This window comes from Frateuria sp. sgz306004 (assembly GCF_057750885.1).
On the sequence record NZ_JBYLFE010000002.1, the window covers coordinates 120,251 to 140,796 of the forward strand.

Genomic DNA, 20,546 nt, shown 5'->3' on the forward strand with positions numbered 1-20,546 from the left:
TTAGCGCACGCAAGGAGAAGGGCGATGATGGGTCAGACATTACCAGCGCAAATCGCGGGCAACAGGACGCGGCGTATCGTCGGCGTGGCGGCATGGCTCTGGCTGGCCGTCGCGCTGTGGATCGTGTGGCCGACAACCGCATCGGCCTCGCCTAGCTTTTTGTGCACTGCCAAGCTCACGGGCATCGAGAAAGCCGTGTGCGGCGATGAGGGCTTATCCGCCAGCGACAGCGTGCTGAGCCAGCTCTATGCCAAGCTCAAGGCCTCGCTATCACCGGACGCGCGTGAGGCGCTGGTGGCAGAGCAGCGCCACTGGCTGGCCGATCGTGTGAGCCAGTGCCCCGACAACGCTGCGGTGGACTGCCTGCGGCGCGTGTACTTCGCCCGTATCCAGCAATTGGAAAGCCGGCTTGGCCTTCTGCAAGGTGGCTATGTCGCCCCGCCGGACTATCAGGTGGCACTAGTGCCGGGTAGCGCGGCGCTCTTCAGCGGGATGCTGGTGCAATGCCAAGCCGATGCAGTGGCGTTGGCTTTCCCCTGGGGCGACGACCGCACGCCGGTGATCGCCAACCGTCTTGCCGGGCGCGGTGACCTGCAAGCGGCCTTCGCCGACTGCACCCTCGCTGACGGCAGCCGAGTGCGCGTGAAAGCGGGCCTCACCTCTAACCCCATGGCGTACGGGCAATGCGGTGCCAGCCCGGCCTATCAATTGAGTGTGTGGGTCGATGGACGCAAAGTGGTGTCTGCCTTGCAGTACACCAACTTTTGCGAGGAGCCGGTGTTGTCCTCGCTGTCGCTGTCGAAGGACGCGGCGCGTTTTTGTCGTCGGGCAGATGCCGACACCAGCGGGCTGCCGGCAAACGCGTTCAAGCCCACGCAGGGCGCCTGCGGCACGCTGCCCTATGCCGGTGGCTCTACGGTGGATCGGGCCGAGTTCCCCTTGGCAGGAACATCGACGACGTCCGTGGGCACGCTCAAGGTGGAGGCAAGCGGACCGATCAAGGCGGTCTGCGAGCAGATCGTGGCCGAGCAGGATATACACGGCCTGCACATTCCCAAGAGCGCCGCAGCGCCCGATTGGCAGGCGCAGCATGTGGATCTACCCCAGCCGGATTTCGGAAGCCTGGGCTACAACGCCACCACCTTGTCGGCAGACAGGCGCGTGCAGGTGGCGAGCTTTGACCTGACCAACACCGGCAACGCGTCGAAGGTGTACTGGGCCGAGCAGGGGAATCATTGGTTTGATGGGTCGGCCTTTGGCCTGGATCGCACGGACATCCTCGTCATGCCCTTCGATGCGCACGACTGGGACAAGTCGGTACCCAAGGGCATCTATCCCTTCACTTACGAACACGCGCAAGTGTTCTTCTTCCAGGGCAAGACCTATCTGCTGCTCGATCCCGTGAACGCGCTGGTGGACCCGCGCGTGGTCATGCTGCACGGCAGCACGTTGACCACCGAGTGCACCTTGCACCGGCAGCAAGAGCATTTCTAAGCCGCCTTCCGCGTCCGCGAGGTCAGGGCCGTCGTTGTCCAGGCCCTGTCAGGGGCGCCCTGCACTTGGCCAGGCAGCCCAGGACCCTTTCGGGACCCTTGCGCTCCTCCGTAACTGCTAACACTTGGTGGAAGTCAAGACGCAATAGCCCGAAAGATGTGAAGGCGCCTATCTTGTGCGGCCTGTGACGGTGTTAACATTCCTCGACCAGGGGGCGCGTATGGGATGCGCGCAAGGACGTTGCATGTCAGGGGCTGTGCATTTCATTTCCGGCCTGCCGCGGGCGGGCTCCACGTTGCTGGCTGCCTTGTTGCGGCAGAATCCGCGTTTCCATGCGGGCATGACCAGCCCGGTGGGCTCCCTGTTCACGGGGATGCTCGCGCAGTTCAGCGCGGGCAGCGAATTCGGCCCCGTCATCGATCGCGATACGCGCCGCCGGCTTCTGCGTGGCCTGTTCGACAGCTACTACGCCGACCACGCCGACAAGGATGTGGTGTTCGACACCAATCGACTGTGGTGCTCCCGTCTGCCGGCGGTTCTCGATCTGTTTCCCCAGGCCAAAGTGATCGCTTGCGTGCGCAACGTCGCCTGGATCATGGACAGCGTGGAGCGGCTGTACCGGGCCGACCCCTACGAACACACCAAATTGTTCGCCGACGAAACCGAGCGCAACAGCGTCTACAGCCGTGTGGAAACGCTGGCGCAGCGTAACCGGCTGGTGGGCTTCGCGTGGTCCGCGCTCAAGGAAGCCTATTACGGCGAACAGGCCGGCTCGTTGCTGTTGGTGGACTACGACCTGCTGGCGCGCGCGCCCGAGCGCGTGCTGCGGCTGGTCTACGACTTCATTGGCGAGCCCTGGTTCGAGCACGATTTTGAACGCGTGGCCTACGACGCACCGGCGTTCGACGAGGCGCTTGGCGTGCGCGGGCTGCACAAGGTGCGTCCGCAGGTGGCCGTCGAAACGCGGCGCACCGTGCTGCCGCCGGACTTGTTCGAACAGTACGCCAAGCTCTCGTTCTGGCAGGACGGGAACGGCAGCGCCGCCAACGTCATACGCGCAAAAACCGACTGATACAGCGCCGCCACGGGCGGCACAGGGAGAGACAGATCATGGCCTGGTGGAAACGCAACAAGCCGACCGAGCCCGTGCGTGCTGGCAAACCGGCGCGCCGCCCCTTGGCAATGGCGCTGGAGCCGCGCGTGATGTTCGATGGCGCTGTGGCCGCCACGGCGGCACAGGCCGCGCAGGCGACGCGCCCCGAAGCCGCGCAGCCGGTGGACCATGCCGCGGCGATGGAATCCTCTGGTGCGATGCACGCCGACCGCGCGGTATACCGACCCATGGTCGATCGCATGCAGCCGGTGACGGCGCACGCGCCGACCCAAACCGGCCACGACGTACTCTTCGTCGATGCCCGCGTGGAAGATGCCGGTGGCTTGCTGGCCCATGTGGCGCAGGGTACCGATGTGGTGTTTCTGCAACAGGGCGTCGATGGCCTGCAACAGATGCAGAGCTACCTGGATGCGCATCCTGGTGCGCGTTCCGTGCAGATCATCGCTCACGGTAACGACGGCGACCTGTGGCTGGGCAGCACCTACCTGTCCGCCGACAATGTGGCCCAACATGCGGACGCGCTGGCCCATATCGGCGCGGACATTCGTGCGGGTGGCGACATTCTGATCTATGCCTGCAACACCGCCGCGGGCGACAAGGGCCTTTCGTTCGTGAGTTCGCTGGCGGCACTCACGCAGCACAACGTGGCGGCCTCCAACAACCGTACCGGTGCCGGGTCGGACTGGAACCTGGAGGTGACTACCGGCGACATCACGTCGAAGCCCGTGTTGTCGCCGCTGGACGAGTCGTCCTACGCGCACGACCTGGCCACCATTACCGTTACCTCGGCGGCCGACAGCGGCGCGGGCACTCTCCGCCAGGCAATCGCCTCGGCGAGCGCGGGCGACATCATCACGTTCAATACGGCCAGCATGGGTGGATCGATGATCACCCTGACCAGTGGCCAGCTGGTGATCAGCAAGAACCTCACCATCGAAGGCGACCTCGATGGCAATGGCACGCCCGACGTCACCATCAATGCCAACTACACCAGTCGTGTGTTTTCCATTACCGGCGGCACCGTCAAGTTGGATGGTTTGACCATCGAGAACGGTTTGGTGTCGGGTAATGGTGGTAACTCCGGAAAGGCGAACACTGGCCAAACCGCCGTCGGATCGGCAGGTGGCAGCGCGCTTGGCGGCGGTGTCTATGTCGGTGCAGCCACGGTAACCCTCACCCACGATGTGATCACCGGCAACCGGGCCGCTGGCGGTGGCGGTGGCGGCGCGGCCTACAACGGCACGGGATACGGCGGTGGCGGTGGCGGCGGCTACTCTTCAAAGGGTGGCGGCAACGGCGGCACGTCTTACATTTTCAATGGCAGCTTACAAGCCTATACGGGAGCCATGGGTAGCGGCGGTCACGGTGGCGTCGGTGGCTTCGGCGGCGTCACTGCTGCCGGTCATGTCACTTCCGGCCAGGGAGGCACCACGATAGGTGGCGCGGGTGGCGCCTATGCAGGCGGGGTGTTTGGTACCGGCGGTACCGGCGGTACCGCCGGTACCATCGGCGGCGGTGGCGGCGGCATGGGCTACGGCGGCTCCAACGGTGGTGCCGGTGGCGCAGCGGCGGGCGGTATCTATGTGGCGGCCGGTGGTGTGCTCAACCTCGGCGCAACGACCGTCTCCAACAACGCGGGAGCGGGTGGCGGCGGCGGCAGTACCGCCATCAAATCCTATGCGGGTTTCGCGGCCACGGGCCAAGGTGGCGTCGGTGGTACGGCGACGGGCGGCATCCTTGTTCGCGGCACCTTGCACTACAGCAGCGGAACCACCGTGTTCAGCAGTAATGCGGGCGCGGGCGGCTATGGCGGACAGGGCGGCAACGGGTCGGGCATGGCCGTCATTGCCGCGCGCGGCGCCAGCAACGTCAATACGGCGACGGTGAGCGGCGGTGTCATCGACACCAACTTCACCGTCAATGCCGCGCCGGTCATTACCAATCTCAATGGCGACAGCGTCAGCTACACCGAGCGCGGCAGCAGCGTGTACCTTGATGCGGGCAGCAATGCTTCGGTCAGCGATAGCGACAATGCCAATTTCAATGGCGGTTGGCTGACCGCATCGATCACCGCCAACAAGGTATCGAGCGAGGACGTGCTGGCCATCGTTAACCAAGGCACCGGCGCCGGGCAGATCGGTATCTCCGGTAGCAATGTGACTTATGGCGGCGTCACCATCGGTACATTCACCGGGGGTACGGGCGGCAGCGACCTCGTGGTGAGTTTCAACACCAGTGCCACGCCCGCCGCCGCCACGGCCCTGGTTCGCGCCCTCACCTACAACGACACGAACAGCACCGATCCCTCGGGCGCAACGCGCACCATCAGTGTCACCGTGAACGATGGTTCGGGTGGCACCAGTGCGGCCTCGCAGGTGCAGGTGGCGGTGTTGACCGTGAACGATCCACCGACGCTGACAGCCACTGGCGGCAACGTCACGTTCACCGAAAAGGGTAGTGCCGTCGATCTCTTCAGCGGCGTTAGCATCAGCACCATCGAAGCCGGCCAGAGCATCCGTTCCATCGGCCTGAGCGTCACTAATGTGAGCGATGGTGCGGCCGAGGTGTTGAACATCGATGGCACGGCTGTCGCCCTGACCAATGGCAATACCGTCACCACCGCCACCCATGGCATGTCGGTAACGGTGGGGCTCAGCGGTGGCGTGGCGACCGTGGCCATCAGCAAGGCCGGCGGCATCAGCACGGCCATTGCGCAGACCATGGTCGATGGCATCAGCTATATAGACAACACGTCGGCGCCAACCGGTGGCAACCGCGTTGTCACGCTTACCAGCGTGCAGGACACGGGTGGTACGAGCAATGGTGGCGCCGACACCACGTCGCTCTCCATCGCCAGCACTGTCACCGTGGTGCCCGTGAACGATGCGCCGGTGGTGACCACGGATTCGGGCAGCGCGGCCTTTGTCGCTGGCGATAATGTCGCCTCTACGCCCGTCACCGTGGATAGCGGCTTGACCCTGGTGGACGTCGACAATGCCACCCTGGCATACGCCACGGCGACCATCACGGGCAACTTCCATGCCGGTGAAGACATTCTGGCCTTCACCAACACCAACGCCACGACGTACGGCAATATCGTCGCCAGTTACGATCTCTCCACTGGCACGCTCACGCTGACCTCGGCGGGCGCCAGTGCGAGTGTCGCGCAGTTCCAGGCGGCGTTGCGCGCGGTGACCTACACCGACAGCGCCATCACACCCGATACCGCCACACGCACGATCAGCTTTGCCGCAAACGATGGCCAGGCCACGAGTGTGGCGGCAACGCGCACCGTTACGGTCGCAGCGACCGATCAGACACCGATTGTCGGCACCACATCGGGCTCTGCGAGTTTCGTCGCCGGCGACAATGCGATGTCGACACCGGTCGTGGTGGATAGCGGCATCACCGTAACCGACCTGGACAACACCACGCTGTCCAGTGCCACTGTCTCCATCAGCGGAAATTTCCACGCTGGCGAAGACGTGCTGTCGTTCACCAATAGCGGCAACATCACCGGTGTCTACAACGCCGCAACGGGTGTGCTCACGCTGACCTCCTCGGGCGCTACCGCCACTCTCGCCCAGTGGCAGGCCGCACTGCAGTCAGTGACCTACTTGGACACCGCAGTCACGCCCAACAACGCCACACGCACCATCACGTTCACGGTCAATGACGGCATCAAGAGCAGCTTTGCCGCTAATCGCACCGTCTCTGTGACGGATACGGACCAAACGCCCATCGTCACCACCAGTGGCGGCAGCAGCGCCTTCGTGCAGGGCGACAACGCGCCTGGAACGGCGGTAGCCGTCGACAGCGGCATCACCGTTTCGGATCTGGACAACGCCACGCTTGCATCGGCCACCGTGGCCATCTCCGGCAATTTCCACGCCGGCGAAGATTCGCTGTCCTTCATCAACACCAGTGCGGCCACTTACGGCAACATCGTGGCGACGTTCAACAGCGGCACCGGCGTGCTGACGCTTGCCTCCAGTGGCGCCACCGCCACGATGGCGCAGTGGCAGGCGGCGCTTCGCGCCGTCACTTATGCCGATTCGTCGCAGAGCCCAAGCACGGCTACGCGCACCGTGAGCTTCAGCGTCAACGACGGTACAGTGAACAGCGCTGTGTCGAGCCGAACCGTCACGGTCACGGCGACCGACAATTCGCCCGTGGTTACCGCCACCGGCGGCACCACCACCTACACCGAGGGTGACAACACGCAGACCACGGTGGCCGTCGATGGCGGCATCACCGTGTCGGATGTGGACAACACCACGCTTGCATCCGCCACCGTGAGCATCACCGGAAACTTCCATTCCGGCGAGGACATCCTGGCATTCACCAATAGCAATGCCGCCCTCTTCGGCAATATCGCCGGCAGCTACAACAGTGGCACCGGCGTACTGACGCTGACCTCCAGTGGTGCCGTTGCCACGCTTGCCCAATGGCAGGCGGCTTTGCGCTCGGTCACGTATGCCGACAGCTCGGATCTCCCTAATACCTCCAGTCGCACCGTCAGCTTTATGGTGGACGATGGAACCAAGCCAAGCAGCGTGGCGACCAAGGTCGTCAGTGTGGTCAGCGTCAACGACACGCCGATCAACTCGGTGCCCGGCGCTCAATCCATGCTGATCAATGGCAGCCTTGTCTTCGGCACCGGTAATGGCAACGCCATCTCGGTGAGCGATGCCGACGCGAATGGCGGCACCGAACAGGTAACGCTCACGGTGGGTCATGGCACGTTGTCGCTCTCGGGTACGAGCGGACTGACCTTTCTGGTCGGTACTGGCACCGGCGACGTCACCATGACCATTCAAGGTAGCCTGGCCAGCATCAACGCCGCGCTCAACGGCCTTACGTACGCGCCGACTGCGGGTTACTACGGTGCGGATGCGCTACAAGTCACGACCAACGATCTCGGCAACACCGGGTCGGGCGGCGCCAAGACCGACACCAGTACAGTGGCGCTCACGGTCATTCGCCCCAATCCGGTGGTTACCGACGTGAGCAGTTCGTCTCCCGGTGGTACCTACAAGATCGGCGACACCATCTTGGTAACCGTGACCTTCGATCACGCCGTTACCGTTGACACCAGTGGTGGTACGCCGACCTTGCTGTTGGCTACGGGCAGCACGGATCACGTGGCGAGCTACGTTTCCGGCACGGGCAGCAACGTGCTTGTCTTCTCCTATACGGTGCAGAGTGGCGACAGCAGCGCCGACCTCGACTATGCATCGACCTCGTCGCTGTCGCTCAACGGTGGCCAGATCTACGACAGCAACAGCGCTTCGGCCGTGCTGACCCTGCCGACTCCGGGCGGAGCGCAATCCATCGCGGGCCAGAACGCCATTGTCGTGGATGGTATTGCGCCCACCGTGCAGTCGGTGAACGTGCCGGCCAACGGCACCTACGTGGCGGGACAGAACCTCGATTTCGTCGTGAATTACAGCGAAGCGGTGACGGTGGACACCAGTGGCGGTACGCCCGCCATCGCCATTACGCTGGATACGGGCGGTACGGTCTACGCCCACTACGTCTCGGGCAGTGGAACCAGCGCGCTGGTGTTCCGCTATACCGTCGTCAGTGGCGAAGCAGACCCCAACGGCATCAGCATCGGTTCGGCCATCCAGCTTCAGGGCGGTCGCGTGAGTGATGCGGCAGGTAACGGCGAGGTCGATGTACTCAATAGCGTGGGTTCCACGGCTGGCGTTCATGTGGACTCCATCGCGCCCACGGCCACCATCGCACTGGCCGATAGCGCGCTAAAGATCGGTCAGAGCACGCAAGTGACCATCACCTTCAGCGAAGCGGTTACCGGCTTCACCAATGCCGACCTGACGGTCAGCAACGGTACGCTGAGCGCGCTGAGCTCCCGTGACGGCGGCATCACTTGGACCGCGACCTTCACGCCCACGATGGGCATCACGGCGCCGCATAACGTCATCACGCTCAATAATGCTGGCTATAAAGACCTGGCGGGTAATGCCGGTGTGGGTACGACCCTGTCGGCGGATTACGCCATCGATACCGTGCGTCCCACGGCCACCATCGCCATGAGCGACAGTGCACTCAAGGCAGGCCAGAGCACGCAGGTGACCATCACCTTCAGCGAAGCGGTCACCGGCTTCAGCAATGCGGATCTCACCGTGGGCAACGGCACGTTGAGCGCCGTGAGCTCCAGCGACGGTGGCATCACCTGGACGGCGACGTTCACGCCAGCGGCGGATGTCACCGCGCCGCACAACGTCATCACGTTGAACAACATGGGCTATACCGACCTGGCCGGCAACACCGGCGTGGGGAGCACCGTGTCGGCGGACTACGCCATCGACACGGCTCGCCCCACGGCGACCATCGCGCTGGCCAATGCAGCACTCAAGGCAGGCCAGAGCACGCAGGTGACCATCACCTTCAGCGAAGCGGTCACCGGCTTCAGCAATGCGGATCTCACCGTGGGCAATGGCACGTTGAGTGCTGTGAGCTCCAGCGACGGTGGCATTACCTGGACGGCGACGTTCACGCCAGCGGCGGATGTCACCGCGCCGCACAACGTCATCACGTTGAACAACACGGGCTATACCGACTTGGCCGGCAATACCGGCGTGGGGAGCACCGTGTCGGCAGACTACGCCATCGACACCGCCCGCCCCACGGCGACCATCGCGCTGGCCAATGCAGCACTCAAGGCAGGTCAGAGCACGCAGGTGACCATCACCTTCAGCGAAGCGGTCACCGGCTTCAGCAATGCGGATCTCACCGTGGGCAACGGCACGTTGAGCGCCGTGAGCTCCAGCGACGGTGGCATCACCTGGACGGCGACGTTCACGCCAGCGGCGGATGTCACCGCGCCGCACAACGTCATCACGTTGAACAACATGGGCTATACCGACCTGGCCGGCAACACCGGCGTGGGGAGCACCGTGTCGGCAGACTACGCCATCGACACCGCCCGCCCCACGGCGACCATCGCGCTGGCCAATGCAGCACTCAAGGCAGGCCAGAGCACGCAGGTGACCATCACCTTCAGCGAAGCGGTCACCGGCTTCAGCAATGCGGATCTCACCGTGGGCAACGGCACGTTGAGCGCCGTGAGCTCCAACGACGGCGGCATCACCTGGACGGCGACGTTCACGCCAGCGGCGGACGTCACCGCGCCGCACAACGTCATCACGTTGAACAACACGGGCTATACCGACCTGGCCGGCAACACTGGCGTGGGGAGCACGGCGTCGGCGGACTACGCGGTGGATACGCACGCTCCCCAGATCGTGTCCATCAGCCGGGCGGATACCAGCCCGAACAGCGGTCAGCAGGGTCTGCGTTACACCGTCGTCTTCGACGAGGCGGTGAATGGCGTAGATGCGTCGGATTTCATGCTCACGGCGACCGGGAACGCGCACGCCAGCATCGGCGCGGTCACGCAGGTTGACGCTAGAACCTATACGGTTGATCTCATTCAGGTCGGCGGATCTGGCACCGTGCAACTGGCGCTGGTGGCGCGTGGCAGTGGTATCGCGGACGCAGCAGGTAATCCGTTGGCTACCGGTCTACAGGGTGAGATCTACACGGTCGGCGGCGTCACGCCGGTTCTGCCGCAGCCCGTCGCGCCATGGTCGCCCGCGGCGCCCACACTGGCGCCCGTGGTCACCTGGTCGCCCGCAACCCTGCAGCCCGCCGAGTTGCCCACCATTTTCGTTGGCAGTGCCGCGCCGGTGAGCAGTTTGGATCGCCTGCATGGTTATGCCGCCACCTTGCCGACGCTGGCCGCAAGCATGCCCTGGCGTGCCAGCACGTTGGGTGTTGCCGCAATGGACGCGCCACCGGTCATACCAACCGTTGCGGGCATGGACTTCAGCGTGCCACTGGGCGGTTTGGAGGTCGTGCAGTTGTCCCTTGTCGACGGTCGCCCGATGCCCAACTGGGTCCATTTCGATCCGGTATCCGGCGTACTCAGCGGCACGCCTCCCAAAGGTGTCACGGGCGACATCGCCTTGCAGGTCACCGTACGCGATAGCAATGGCACGATCCGCGAGTTGCCCATCAAGCTCAATGCAAAACCCGCCGACAAACCCGCCGCGCCCAGTCGACCGCACGGACACAAGCCGTCGGCTGCGTCGGGCAAGCCGTCGTTGGCCACGCAATTTGGCGCACAGCGCGTCGGCGGCATCGATCACGCGGCCCTGCTGCGCCACCTCGCCGTTGCCCAACGCAAGGTCATCGACACCGCGCAGGATCACCGATGAGCCGCTTTCAGACGACCCACCTTTCCACTTTCACCAAAGAGAGCCTCGCCTTGTCCACGACCATGGAGTTTCCGAAGAAGGTCCTTGCCGCCGCGCTCGGCGCCCTGATCCTGGGTGGCTGCGCGATCCAGCCGCGCCCGCTCACGGTGGAGCAACGACAGGCCACGTTGAGCGCCGACCAGTCGGCGATGTTCGGTGGCCAAGAGGCGGTGAATGGCCCAGTGACGCTCGACGAGGCGATGGCCCGCGCGCTCAAGTACAACCTCGACCATCGCGTCAAGATGATGGAAGAGGCGCTGGCCCAGCGTCAGCTGGATCTGGCCAGCTTCGACTTGCTGCCGCAGCTCACCGCCGCCGCCGGCTACACCACGCGCGACAACGCCCTTGCGTCATCCTCGCAAGACATCTTCACCGGCCAGCAGTCGTTGGTGCCCTCCACCTCCAGCCAGCAGAATCTGCGCCATGCGGACCTGGGCCTGTCGTGGAACGTGCTCGATTTCGGCGTGAGCTACTACGGCGCGCACCAGCAGGCAGACCGCGTGCTGGCTGCCCAGCAACGCCGCCGCAAAGTGGTGCAACTGCTGATGCAGCAGACCCGCGAAGCCTATTGGCAGGCACTGGGTGCGCAGAAGCTGCAAACGCAGATCGAACCGCTGCTGACGCAGGCGCAGCAGGCCCTCTCCGATTCGCGCGCGATCGAGCAGCAGGGTCTGAAAGACCCGTTGCAATCGCTGGGCTACCAGCGTGAGTTGCTGAGCCTGGTGTTGCAGTTGGAGGCGATCCGCGACCAGCTTGCACAAGCCAAGCCCAAGCTTGCCTCCATCATGAATCTGGCGCCGGGACGGACGTTCGAGCTGGCCGCACCGGAAGGCTTCGCCGAGCCGGCGCTGGCGATCACGCCGGACAAAATGGAAGAGATCGCCTTGCTGCATCGCCCCGAACTGATCGAGGCCAGCTACAACGAGCGCATCGGCCTGGACGAAACGCACAAGGCCCTGGCCAAGCTGTTCCCGGGCATCCAGTTGGCAGTGGGCGCGCACTACGACAGCAATACGTTCCTGGTGAACAACGAATGGCGCGATGCCGGCTTGCAGGTCAGCTGGAACCTGCTCAACCTGCTCGACGCCAAGAACATCAAGGCCGCTGCCAAGGCCCAGTACGATCTAGCCCGCGAACAGCGCCTTGCTTTGAACATGGCGGTGCTGACCCAGGTGCATGTAGCGTGGATCGACTACAACAGCCGCAAGCAGCAGTTCGAATGGAGCCAGCAGCTCAACCAGGTGGAGCAGCGCATTCTCGAGCACACGCGCAATGCCACGGCAGCCGATGCGCAGGGCAAGCTCACCGAGATCCGCGCGGCCACCGGCGCGCTGATGGCGGAGCTGCGCCTGTATCAGAACTATGCGGCCTATCAGGGCGCCTATGGCCAGATGGTGGCTACGCTGGGCCTGGACCCGGTGCCGGATGCCGTGGCTGGTCATGACCTGGCCACGCTGCAAAAGGCGGTGCATGACACCGAGCAGCAGTGGAGCGGTTCGGTGAACGGAGGCGCAGCGCAGTGAAGTCCCTGTCGTACCGCGCGATGGCCGCTGCCATCGCGCTGCTGGCGGTGAGCGCCCAGGCCCAGGAGAGCGACAGCGCGGTGGATGCGGCGGGCCGCATCCGCACGCAACTGGTGTCGCAGCACGACGTCACGGTATCCAGCGAAATCGCCGCCAAGATCGCCAACCTGCCGTTGCGCGAGGGCGACGCGTTTGCCAAGGGCGCGTTGCTGGTCGCCTTCGACTGCGGCCTGTACCAGGCCCAGTTGGCCAAGGCGGACGCATCCGCCGCAGCCGCCAAGCGCGAGCAAGAAGTGACGGGCCAGCTCGCGGCGCTGCATTCGGCCGGCGCGCTGGAGGTGGGGCAGACCCAGGCGCGCGCCAAAGAGGCCGCCGCGGATGCGGCCTATATGCGCACCACCGTCAGCAAGTGCACCATCACGGCGCCCTTCGCCGGGCGCGTGGCCAAGCGCGATGCATCCGCGTTCGAGTACGTCACGCCAGGCAAGCCCTTGTTGCAGATAGTCGATACCGGCGCATTGGAAGTGAAGTTGATCGTGCCGTCACGCTGGTTGTCCTGGCTCAAGCCTGGCGCGACTTTTACGGTGCACGTGGATGAGCTGGGCGCGGACTATGCCGCACAGGTCGTGCGCCTGGGCGCAAGCATCGATCCGGTGAGCCAGACCGTGGGCGTGAGCGGCCGTATAACCGGCGCGCCTGCCGAATTACTGCCAGGTATGAGTGGTTGGGCCACGTTCCCGGGCAAGAGCGCACGCAAGCCATGAGTGCGTCCAGCGCCTCCATGCAGGGCATGCTCGGCCTGTATCACCTGGGCCAGCGCGTGCGTGCCGCGAGCAGTATCGAGGAGCTGGGTTTCATCGCGGTCAACGAAACGCGCAGCGTACTCGCCTATCGACAGGCGGCCCTGTGGCTGGCGGGCGATGCGCACCGCGTGACCGCTCTTTCCGGCGTACCGCAGGTGGATGCAGACGCGCCCTATGTGCAGTGGCTGGGACGCGTCTTTCGCGGCCTGACGCCGCTACCCGCGCCGCGCGACGTCGATGCGGAAAGCCTGTCGCCGCTAGTCGCCGAGGAATGGGCGAGCTGGTTGCCGGCACATGGCTTGGCCATTCCCTTGCTGCACCATACCGGCGGCATGCCGGGCGTGTTGCTGCTGGCGCGCGAACAACCCTGGAGCGAGGAAGAGCGCGCGTTGAGCCAGGAGCTGAGCGCGCTGCTCGGCTATGGTCTCTATGCCATGCGCCCTCGCGACCGTTGGTGGCGCGCGGTGGTCACGCGCCTGCGTGCGCGGCGCTGGTGGTGGAAGCTTGCGCTCGGCGTGCTGGTGGTAGCCGCCATTCCCGTGCGGCTGTCGGCGCTTGCACCGGCGGAAGTCACCCCGGTGGACCCTTTCGTGGTGCGCGCACCGTTGGATGGCGTGATCGACAAGCTCAGCATCAAGCCCAACCAGCCGGTGCAGGCGGGTACGCTGTTGTTCGACCTCGACGCCACTACCTTGCGCGGCCGTTACGCTAGCGCGCGCAAAGCGCTGGAAACCGCGCAGGAGGAATACCGTCAAAGCGCGCAGCAGGCCGTGACCGATGACAAGAGCAAGCGCCAGATGGCCGAGCGCTTGGGTGACCTCCGGCAGAAGCAGGTCGAAGCCGATTACACCGCCGACCAACTGGCACGCATCCAGGTGAAGGCCGAGCGCGATGGCGTTGCCGTATTTGCCGACGTCAACGACTGGACCGGCAAGGCGGTCGCGGTGGGTGAGAAGGTGCTCGTGCTCGCCGACCCGTCCAACGTGGAACTCACCGGCTATCTACCCGTGGCGGACCAGCTCGACCTGGCCTCTGGCGCGGAGGTGACTTTCTATCCCAAGGCGTCGCCTTTCACCGCCTATCGTGCCGTGGTGGACAGCGTTGCCTACCGCGCGGCACCCACGCAGGACGGCATTCTGGCCTATCGCATCAAGGCGCACTTCGTGGACAAGACGCAGGCACCGCGCCTGGGCCTGATGGGCACCGCGCGACTGTATGCCGGTCGCGTGCCGCTCGCGTATTTCCTGCTGCGCCGACCGTTGACTTCGCTGCGCCAATGGTTGGGTTGAGGCGATGGTGATCGACCACGCGGCGGCACGGCTGCCCGCCCTTCGCCAAGAGCTGACCCTGCATCCCGCGCCGGCTGCGCCGGATGGTTTGCCCTGCTGGACCTTGCACGATCCGGCGGCCAATCGCTTCTACCAGCTCGGCTGGACCGCCTTCGAAATGCTCTCGCGCTGGAACCTGGGGAGCGTCGAGGCCGTGGTGGAGGCCGTGAATGCGCAAACCACCATCCATGTCACCGACGACGACGTGCTGGAACTGATGCAGTTCCTGGCCGGGCACCATCTGACGCTGGCCGCCAGCCCCGGCGATACCGTGCGCCTGGGCACAGCGGCGGCCAAGCATCGGTTGAGCGCGCCCATGTGGTTGTTGAAGAACTACCTGTTCCTGCGCATTCCGCTGGTGCGGCCGATGCCGCTGCTGCGCCGTGCCTATCCGTGGATAGCCTTCGTGTACCGCCCGGCGTTCTGGTGGGCGACGCTGGCGGCGCTTATCACCGGGCTGTACCTGGTGTCGCGCCAGTGGGACAGCTTCGTGCACACCTTTCACGCATACACCACGTGGCAAGGCTTGCTTGGCCTGGCCGTGGCGCTGTCCTTTGCCAAGGTGCTGCACGAATGCGGGCACGCCTTTACAGCGTATCGCCATGGGTGTCGCGTGCCGACCATGGGCGTGGCGCTGCTGGTGATGTGGCCGGTGTTGTTCACCGATACCAGTGAAGCCTGGAAGCTCAAGGCGCGACGGGCGAGGTTGGCGATCGGCGCCGCAGGCGTTCTCGCCGAACTTGTGCTGGCCGCGTGGGCGACGCTGTTGTGGAACTTCCTGCCCGATGGCCCGTTGCGCGCTGGCGTGTTCATGCTGGCCACCAGCACGTGGCTGGTGACGCTGGCGATCAATGCCAGCCCATTTACGCGCTTTGACGGCTACTACCTGCTCAGTGACTGGTTGAACGTGCCCAATCTGCACGAACGCACCTTCGCGCTGGGCCGTTGGTGGCTACGCGAGCGCTTGTTCGGTTTTGGCGATCCCATGCCGGAGGAATGGCCGCCGCGCCTGCGGCGTTTCCTCATTGCGTTCGCCTGGGTCACCTGGATCTACCGCTTCACGTTGTTCCTTTCCATCGCACTGCTGGTGTTCCACGTGTTCTTTCACGCGTTGGGCATCGTGTTGATGGCGGTGGAAATCGGTTGGTTCCTCGCGTTGCCCATCGTGCGCGAGCTGGCCGTCTGGTGGCGCCGCCGCGGCGACATGCGCTGGAATCGACAGACGAAACGCACCGCGGTTTTGGCAGGGCTGTTGGCGCTGGTGTTGCTGGTGCCCTGGCAGGGAGCCGTACGCATGCCGGTGGTGTTTGGGCAAGCTCAGGCGCAGACCGTCTATGCGCCGCGCGCCGCGCGCCTGGTCAAACTGGCCGTGCGCGAGGGTGATCGCGTGCAGGCCGGTGCGGTGTTGGCCGAGTTGGTCTCCCCCGAGCTGGATTTCCAATGGCGAAGCGCGCAGCAACAGGCGGCGCTTCTGGGTTGGCAAGTGGAGCAGCAGCCCTTCGACGACGATCTGCGCGCGTTGGGCCCCGCCTTGCGCAAGCGTTGGGATGCGGCACGGCAAGCCGCGGCGGGCTTCGCTGCCGAGCGTGAGCGCCTGGTGTTGCGCGCTCCATTTGCCGGCCGCGCGGTCGATCTCGGCCCCGAGCTTCGCGCTGGCGAATGGCTGCGCAGCGGCGAGCCGCTGGTCACGGTCGTGGGTGATGGCGGCAGCAAGGGCGATGCTTTCGCCAGCGAGGAATCGCTGAGCGGCCTTGCACCCGGGCAGCGCGCCGACGTGGTGACCGATCTTCCCGAACATCCGGTGACCCATTGCCGCGTTTCCGGCATTGATCGCCTCAACCTCGCCACGCTGGATGAGCCTTATATCGCCAGCGTATATGGAGGCGATATCGCCAGCGTCCGCCAGGCGGACGGCAGCCTGACTCCGTTGTCGTCGGTGTTCCGTGTGCGCCTTGACAGTTGCGACGCTGCGCGCGGCCCCATGCGCGAGCTTTCCGGTCACGCTCTCGTGCGCGGCGAGGCGCAGAGCCTGGCGGGTCGATTCGTGCGTTGGCTTGCCGCCTTGTTGCGGCGGGACGTTGGTTTCTAGCATCCGACCATGCCACGCGATCTGACCCAACGCCTGCCGCCACCTCTTTGTGCCGTTGTGCTTGCGCTGCTCACCTGGGTGGCGTCGCGATGGTTTGCCCCCGCGTGGCCAGCGAGCAACGTGATGACGTGCGTCGCCCTGGTGCTCGCCATCGCCGGCACCGCCCTCGATGTAGGTGCCAAGCGTCTGTTCGTGCGCCTGCATACCACGGTCAACCCGATGACGCCCGATGCCACCGCTGTGATCGTGCATCGCGGGCCGTATCGTTGGACGCGCAACCCCATGTATATCGCGCGCTTGTCGCAGTTGGCGGCACTGGCGCTGTATCTGGGAAGTGCGATCGGTTTGCTGGGCGTCGCGCTGTTCGCGTTCTATCTGCATCGCTGGCGGGTACCCGCCGAGGAACGTGCACTGGCAGCACGGTTTCCTGTCGAGTACGGCGCCTATCGGGCATCGGTGCGCCGCTGGATCTAACTCGCCAGATCGGGTGGCTGACCTTTGTCCTAGGCTGGTTTGCACTTCCCGGCACCGCCAGGAATGCGGCAGGCTCCGCAGGAACCCACTGCGAGGCTAGCCCATGGACGCTGTTGGTACCCGTCGTCGTTTTCTTGCCCTCTCCGGTCAGGCGGCACTGGCCGCATGGCTCTCGCCCGCTCTCTTGCGCGATGCACATGCACTGCCGGTGGATGCGGCAGCGGCAGGGGCGGTCACCGCAGGCAACGCCCCGGGCGCGGGTAGTGCCCTGTACCAACGCGCGTTTGTGTTCGACGCCAATTCCATCGCCGGCATCGGCGGCCTCTGCTGCGATGCGGATACGGCGGAAGCCGTGAAGATCGTGCGCACCAGCGGCATCAGTGCGATGAAATCCACGTTGGGCGGCTTTGGCGGCAGCTTCGAGGAAACCGTGTCCGCCATCGCGCAGGCCCAGCATCTGTTCGATCAGTATCCCGACGGGTTCATCAAGGTGAAGACACACGATGACCTTTTGCGCGGCAAGCGCGAGGGCAAGGTGTCGGTGGTCCTCTCCTTCGAGGCGGCGACCATGCTGGAGGACAAGCTCGATCGCATCGAGCTGTTCCGCCAGTTGGACGTGCTGGTGATGCAGCTTTCCTACAACCGCAAATCGCCATTGGGGTGCGGTTGCCTCGATGGCGACACCGATGGCGTGACCCCGCTGGGTCGCGAGGCCATCGCGAAGATGAACGCGCTGGGTGTGGCACTCGATCTCAGTCACGCCAACCGCGCTACGTCCGCGCAGGGCATCGCGCTCTCGTCCAAGCCGGCGGTGTTTACCCACGCGGGTTGCCGCAGCGTCTACAACCATCCGCGCAACAAGGATGATCGGGAGATGAAAGCGCTGGCCGACAAGGGCGGCGTGATGGGCGTGTACATGCTGCCTTTCCTTACCGAACCCAGTCGCCAGCCGTTGCTGGAGGATTACATGCGCCACATGGTGCATGCGCTCAAGGTATGCGGCGAAGATCACGTGGGCATCGGCACCGACACGCTGTTCTTCGAAGTGACGTCCGATGACCTCAAGGCGCTGGAGAAAGACAGCGCCGAACGCGTCAAGCGCGGCGTGGCCGCACCGGGCGAGAATCGCCCGCCCTACATTCCCGACATCAACTCGCCGCGCAAACTGGAACGCGTGGCCGACGCGCTGGTCAAACACGGCTACAGCGAGCGCGTGGCGGAGAAAGTGTTGGGGCTCAACTTCAGTCGCGTGTTTCAGGATATTTGGCTCGCCTGAGCCACGCACTGGCGTGTGCCGCCGGGCCGTGTAGACTCGGCGGCACCCATGCAGTACCCATCGCCGGGCGCCCGGGCAGGAAGTCCCGCGAGGCGTCCGCCAACTGAGTGATTCCTCACCCTGGGGGTTGCGTCATGTCGATGCGTCGCGTTGCCTTGCTTGGATGCCTGTGCCTGCTCATGCCGCTGCATGCGCTGGCCGATACACCCACACCAGCGGCCGCGCAAGCGGCCAAGGCCGATACGCCGCGCACTACGCCCGGCGGTACCCAATACATCCTGCCGGCGGGCTGGAGCGCGAGCACCAGCGGCGCCAAGGTCACCTTGCGTGCGCCCGAGGCCGGCTCGCAGGCCGTCCTGGTGGATGTGAAGGCGGGCGATGCCGATGCCGCCGTGGCCAAGGCGTGGCAGCTCTACGCCCCGGCCAAGAACTGGCCACTGGAAGTGGCAACGGACAGCGCCCCACGCGACAGCTGGGAGCAGATTCGCGTCTACAACTACGAAACCTCCGCCAACGACAAGCGTGGCGTCACCGCCATCGCGTATCGACACGACGGCCAATACACCGTCTTGATCTACGACCTCGCCAACGCCGTGGCGGAGAAGCGCCTGTCGCAGGTGCGCGCCATTTCCGACCGCCTGCTGCCCAAGGGCTATCAACGCGAAAGCTTCGCCGGCAAGCCGGCGCATGCCTTGGATGCGGCCCGGGTGGAAACCCTCAAGACCTTCGTGGACAACGCGCGCAAGGCCTATGACGTGCCCGGCGTGGCGATTGGCCTGATCGATCACGGCAAGGTGGTGTTTGCCGGCGGCCTGGGCGTGAAGGAGGTGAACAAACCCGCGGCCGTGGATGCCGACACCTTGTTCATGATCGCCTCCAACACCAAGGCGCTCACCACGCTGATGCTGGCGCGCGAAGTGGACCAGAAGAAGTTCACCTGGGATACGCCGGTGGTCAAGGTCATGCCCTCGTTCCAGTTGGGCGATGCCAAGACCACCCAGCAAGTGCTGATGCGTCACCTGATCTGCGCCTGCACCGGCATGCCGCGGCAGGACATGGAGTGGCTGCTCAACAGCCGCGACGCCACGCCCGAAACCGTGATGAAGGCGCTGGCCGGCATGCAGCCCACCAGCAAGTTCGGCGAACTCTTTCAGTATTCCAACCTCATGGCCGCAGCGGCGGGCTACATCGGTGCGCATGTGCTTTACCCCAACCTGGAGCTGGGCGCGGCGTATGACATGGCCATGCAGAAGCAGGTATTCGATCCGCTGGGCATGCACCTGACCACCTTCGATTACGACCGCGCGCTGCTGGCCGATCACGCCACGCCGCATGGCTTGGATGTCGATGGACATACGGCGGTGGCCGGCATGGGCATCAACGACTCCATTCGCGCGGCGCGCCCGGCGGGCGCGGCGTGGAGTTCGGTGAGCGACCTGTTGCACTACGTGCAGATGGAGCTGGCCGACGGCCTGTTACCCAACGGGGATCGCTATGTGTCCAAGGCGGCCCTGCTGGAGCGGCGCAAGGCCAATGTCGCCATCGGCAGCACCGCCAGTTATGGCATGGGCCTGATGGTGGACCACACCTGGGGCATACCCGTGGTGCATCACGGTGGCGACCTCACCGGATTCCATTCGGACATGCTGTGGCTGCCGGAGCAGGGCGTGGGTGCGGTGATTCTCACCAACGCGGATGCCGGTGTATTCATCCGCGGCCCGTTCCAGCGTCGCCTGCTGGAAGTGCTGTTCGATGGCAAGCCGCTGGCGCAGGGCGATATCGATGCGGGCGTGCAGCGTCTGAAGGCGCAGATTGCCGCCGAACGCAAACGCCTGGTGGTGCCCGCCGACCCGGCGTTGGCCGCGCAGCTGGCCGGGCGCTATCAGAACACCGCGCTCGGCGCGATCCAGGTGGATCACGATGGCAAGGCCACCGTGTTCAACTTTGGCGCATGGCACAGCGAAGTCGCCACGCGCAAGAACGACGACGGCAGCCTGTCGTTCGTCACCATCTCGCCTGGCGCGGACGGCTTCGAATTCGTGGTGGCGGGCACGCCCGCGCAGCGCAAGCTGATCCTGCGGGACGGCCAGCACGAGTACGTGTACGACGCGACGAACTGAATGCAGCGCGGCGGATGGTGGCGACCTCACCATCCGCCTC

10 protein-coding genes are annotated in these 20,546 nt (G+C 65.0%); all 10 read left to right on the forward strand.

Features of this window, described 5'->3' with window-relative positions; translation table 11 throughout:
* Nucleotides 1–27: 27 nt before the first annotated feature.
* A complete protein-coding gene (locus AC3G2C_RS03905) occupies nucleotides 28–1,494 on the forward strand; it encodes a lysozyme inhibitor LprI family protein (protein WP_488383309.1) in 1,467 nt (488 codons plus the stop codon).
* Nucleotides 1,495–1,738: 244 nt separating this feature from the next.
* Nucleotides 1,739–2,566: a sulfotransferase family protein gene (locus tag AC3G2C_RS03910; protein ID WP_488383310.1), complete on the forward strand. Its 828-nt coding sequence runs from the start codon at nucleotides 1,739–1,741 to the stop codon at nucleotides 2,564–2,566.
* Between the two features lie 38 nt (nucleotides 2,567–2,604).
* The gene (locus AC3G2C_RS03915) at nucleotides 2,605–10,854 is read left to right on the forward strand and encodes an Ig-like domain-containing protein (protein ID WP_488383311.1); all 8,250 of its coding nucleotides are present in this window, start codon (nucleotides 2,605–2,607) and stop codon (nucleotides 10,852–10,854) included.
* Entirely contained in the window at nucleotides 10,851–12,416 is a 1,566-nt protein-coding gene (locus tag AC3G2C_RS03920; protein ID WP_488383312.1) for a TolC family protein, read from the forward strand. The genes AC3G2C_RS03915 and AC3G2C_RS03920 overlap by 4 nt, the downstream gene beginning before the upstream one ends.
* A complete protein-coding gene (locus AC3G2C_RS03925) occupies nucleotides 12,413–13,180 on the forward strand; it encodes an efflux RND transporter periplasmic adaptor subunit (protein WP_488383313.1) in 768 nt (255 codons plus the stop codon). The genes AC3G2C_RS03920 and AC3G2C_RS03925 overlap by 4 nt, the downstream gene beginning before the upstream one ends.
* Nucleotides 13,177–14,508, forward strand: a complete 1,332-nt coding sequence (locus AC3G2C_RS03930; RefSeq protein WP_488383314.1) for an efflux RND transporter periplasmic adaptor subunit — start codon at nucleotides 13,177–13,179, stop codon at nucleotides 14,506–14,508. Before AC3G2C_RS03925 ends, AC3G2C_RS03930 begins: the two co-directional genes overlap by 4 nt.
* 4 nt (nucleotides 14,509–14,512) lie before the next feature.
* Nucleotides 14,513–16,636 carry a site-2 protease family protein gene (locus tag AC3G2C_RS03935; RefSeq protein WP_488383315.1) on the forward strand — a complete coding sequence of 708 codons (2,124 nt, stop codon included), beginning with the start codon at nucleotides 14,513–14,515 and terminating at the stop codon, nucleotides 16,634–16,636.
* Between the two features lie 9 nt (nucleotides 16,637–16,645).
* Nucleotides 16,646–17,110, forward strand: coding sequence for a methyltransferase family protein (locus AC3G2C_RS03940; protein WP_488383316.1), 465 nt, complete (start codon nucleotides 16,646–16,648; stop codon nucleotides 17,108–17,110).
* Nucleotides 17,111–17,213: 103 nt separating this feature from the next.
* The gene (locus AC3G2C_RS03945; RefSeq protein ID WP_488383317.1) at nucleotides 17,214–18,386 is read left to right on the forward strand and encodes a dipeptidase; all 1,173 of its coding nucleotides are present in this window, start codon (nucleotides 17,214–17,216) and stop codon (nucleotides 18,384–18,386) included.
* Between the two features lie 134 nt (nucleotides 18,387–18,520).
* The gene (locus AC3G2C_RS03950) at nucleotides 18,521–20,506 is read left to right on the forward strand and encodes a serine hydrolase domain-containing protein (protein WP_488383318.1); all 1,986 of its coding nucleotides are present in this window, start codon (nucleotides 18,521–18,523) and stop codon (nucleotides 20,504–20,506) included.
* The last annotated feature ends 40 nt before the right edge of the window (nucleotides 20,507–20,546 follow it).

Bases quoted from the DNA above. Each gene is read 5' to 3' on its own strand.
- AC3G2C_RS03905 (WP_488383309.1), top strand. From the start codon at position 28: ATGGGTCAGACATTACCAGCGCAAATCGCGGGCAACAGGACGCGGCGT.
- AC3G2C_RS03910 (WP_488383310.1), top strand. From the start codon at position 1,739: ATGTCAGGGGCTGTGCATTTCATTTCCGGCCTGCCGCGGGCGGGCTCC.
- AC3G2C_RS03915 (WP_488383311.1), top strand. From the start codon at position 2,605: ATGGCCTGGTGGAAACGCAACAAGCCGACCGAGCCCGTGCGTGCTGGC.
- AC3G2C_RS03920 (WP_488383312.1), top strand. From the start codon at position 10,851: ATGAGCCGCTTTCAGACGACCCACCTTTCCACTTTCACCAAAGAGAGC.
- AC3G2C_RS03930 (WP_488383314.1), top strand. From the start codon at position 13,177: ATGAGTGCGTCCAGCGCCTCCATGCAGGGCATGCTCGGCCTGTATCAC.
- AC3G2C_RS03935 (WP_488383315.1), top strand. From the start codon at position 14,513: ATGGTGATCGACCACGCGGCGGCACGGCTGCCCGCCCTTCGCCAAGAG.
- AC3G2C_RS03940 (WP_488383316.1), top strand. From the start codon at position 16,646: ATGCCACGCGATCTGACCCAACGCCTGCCGCCACCTCTTTGTGCCGTT.
- AC3G2C_RS03945 (WP_488383317.1), top strand. From the start codon at position 17,214: ATGGACGCTGTTGGTACCCGTCGTCGTTTTCTTGCCCTCTCCGGTCAG.
- AC3G2C_RS03950 (WP_488383318.1), top strand. From the start codon at position 18,521: ATGTCGATGCGTCGCGTTGCCTTGCTTGGATGCCTGTGCCTGCTCATG.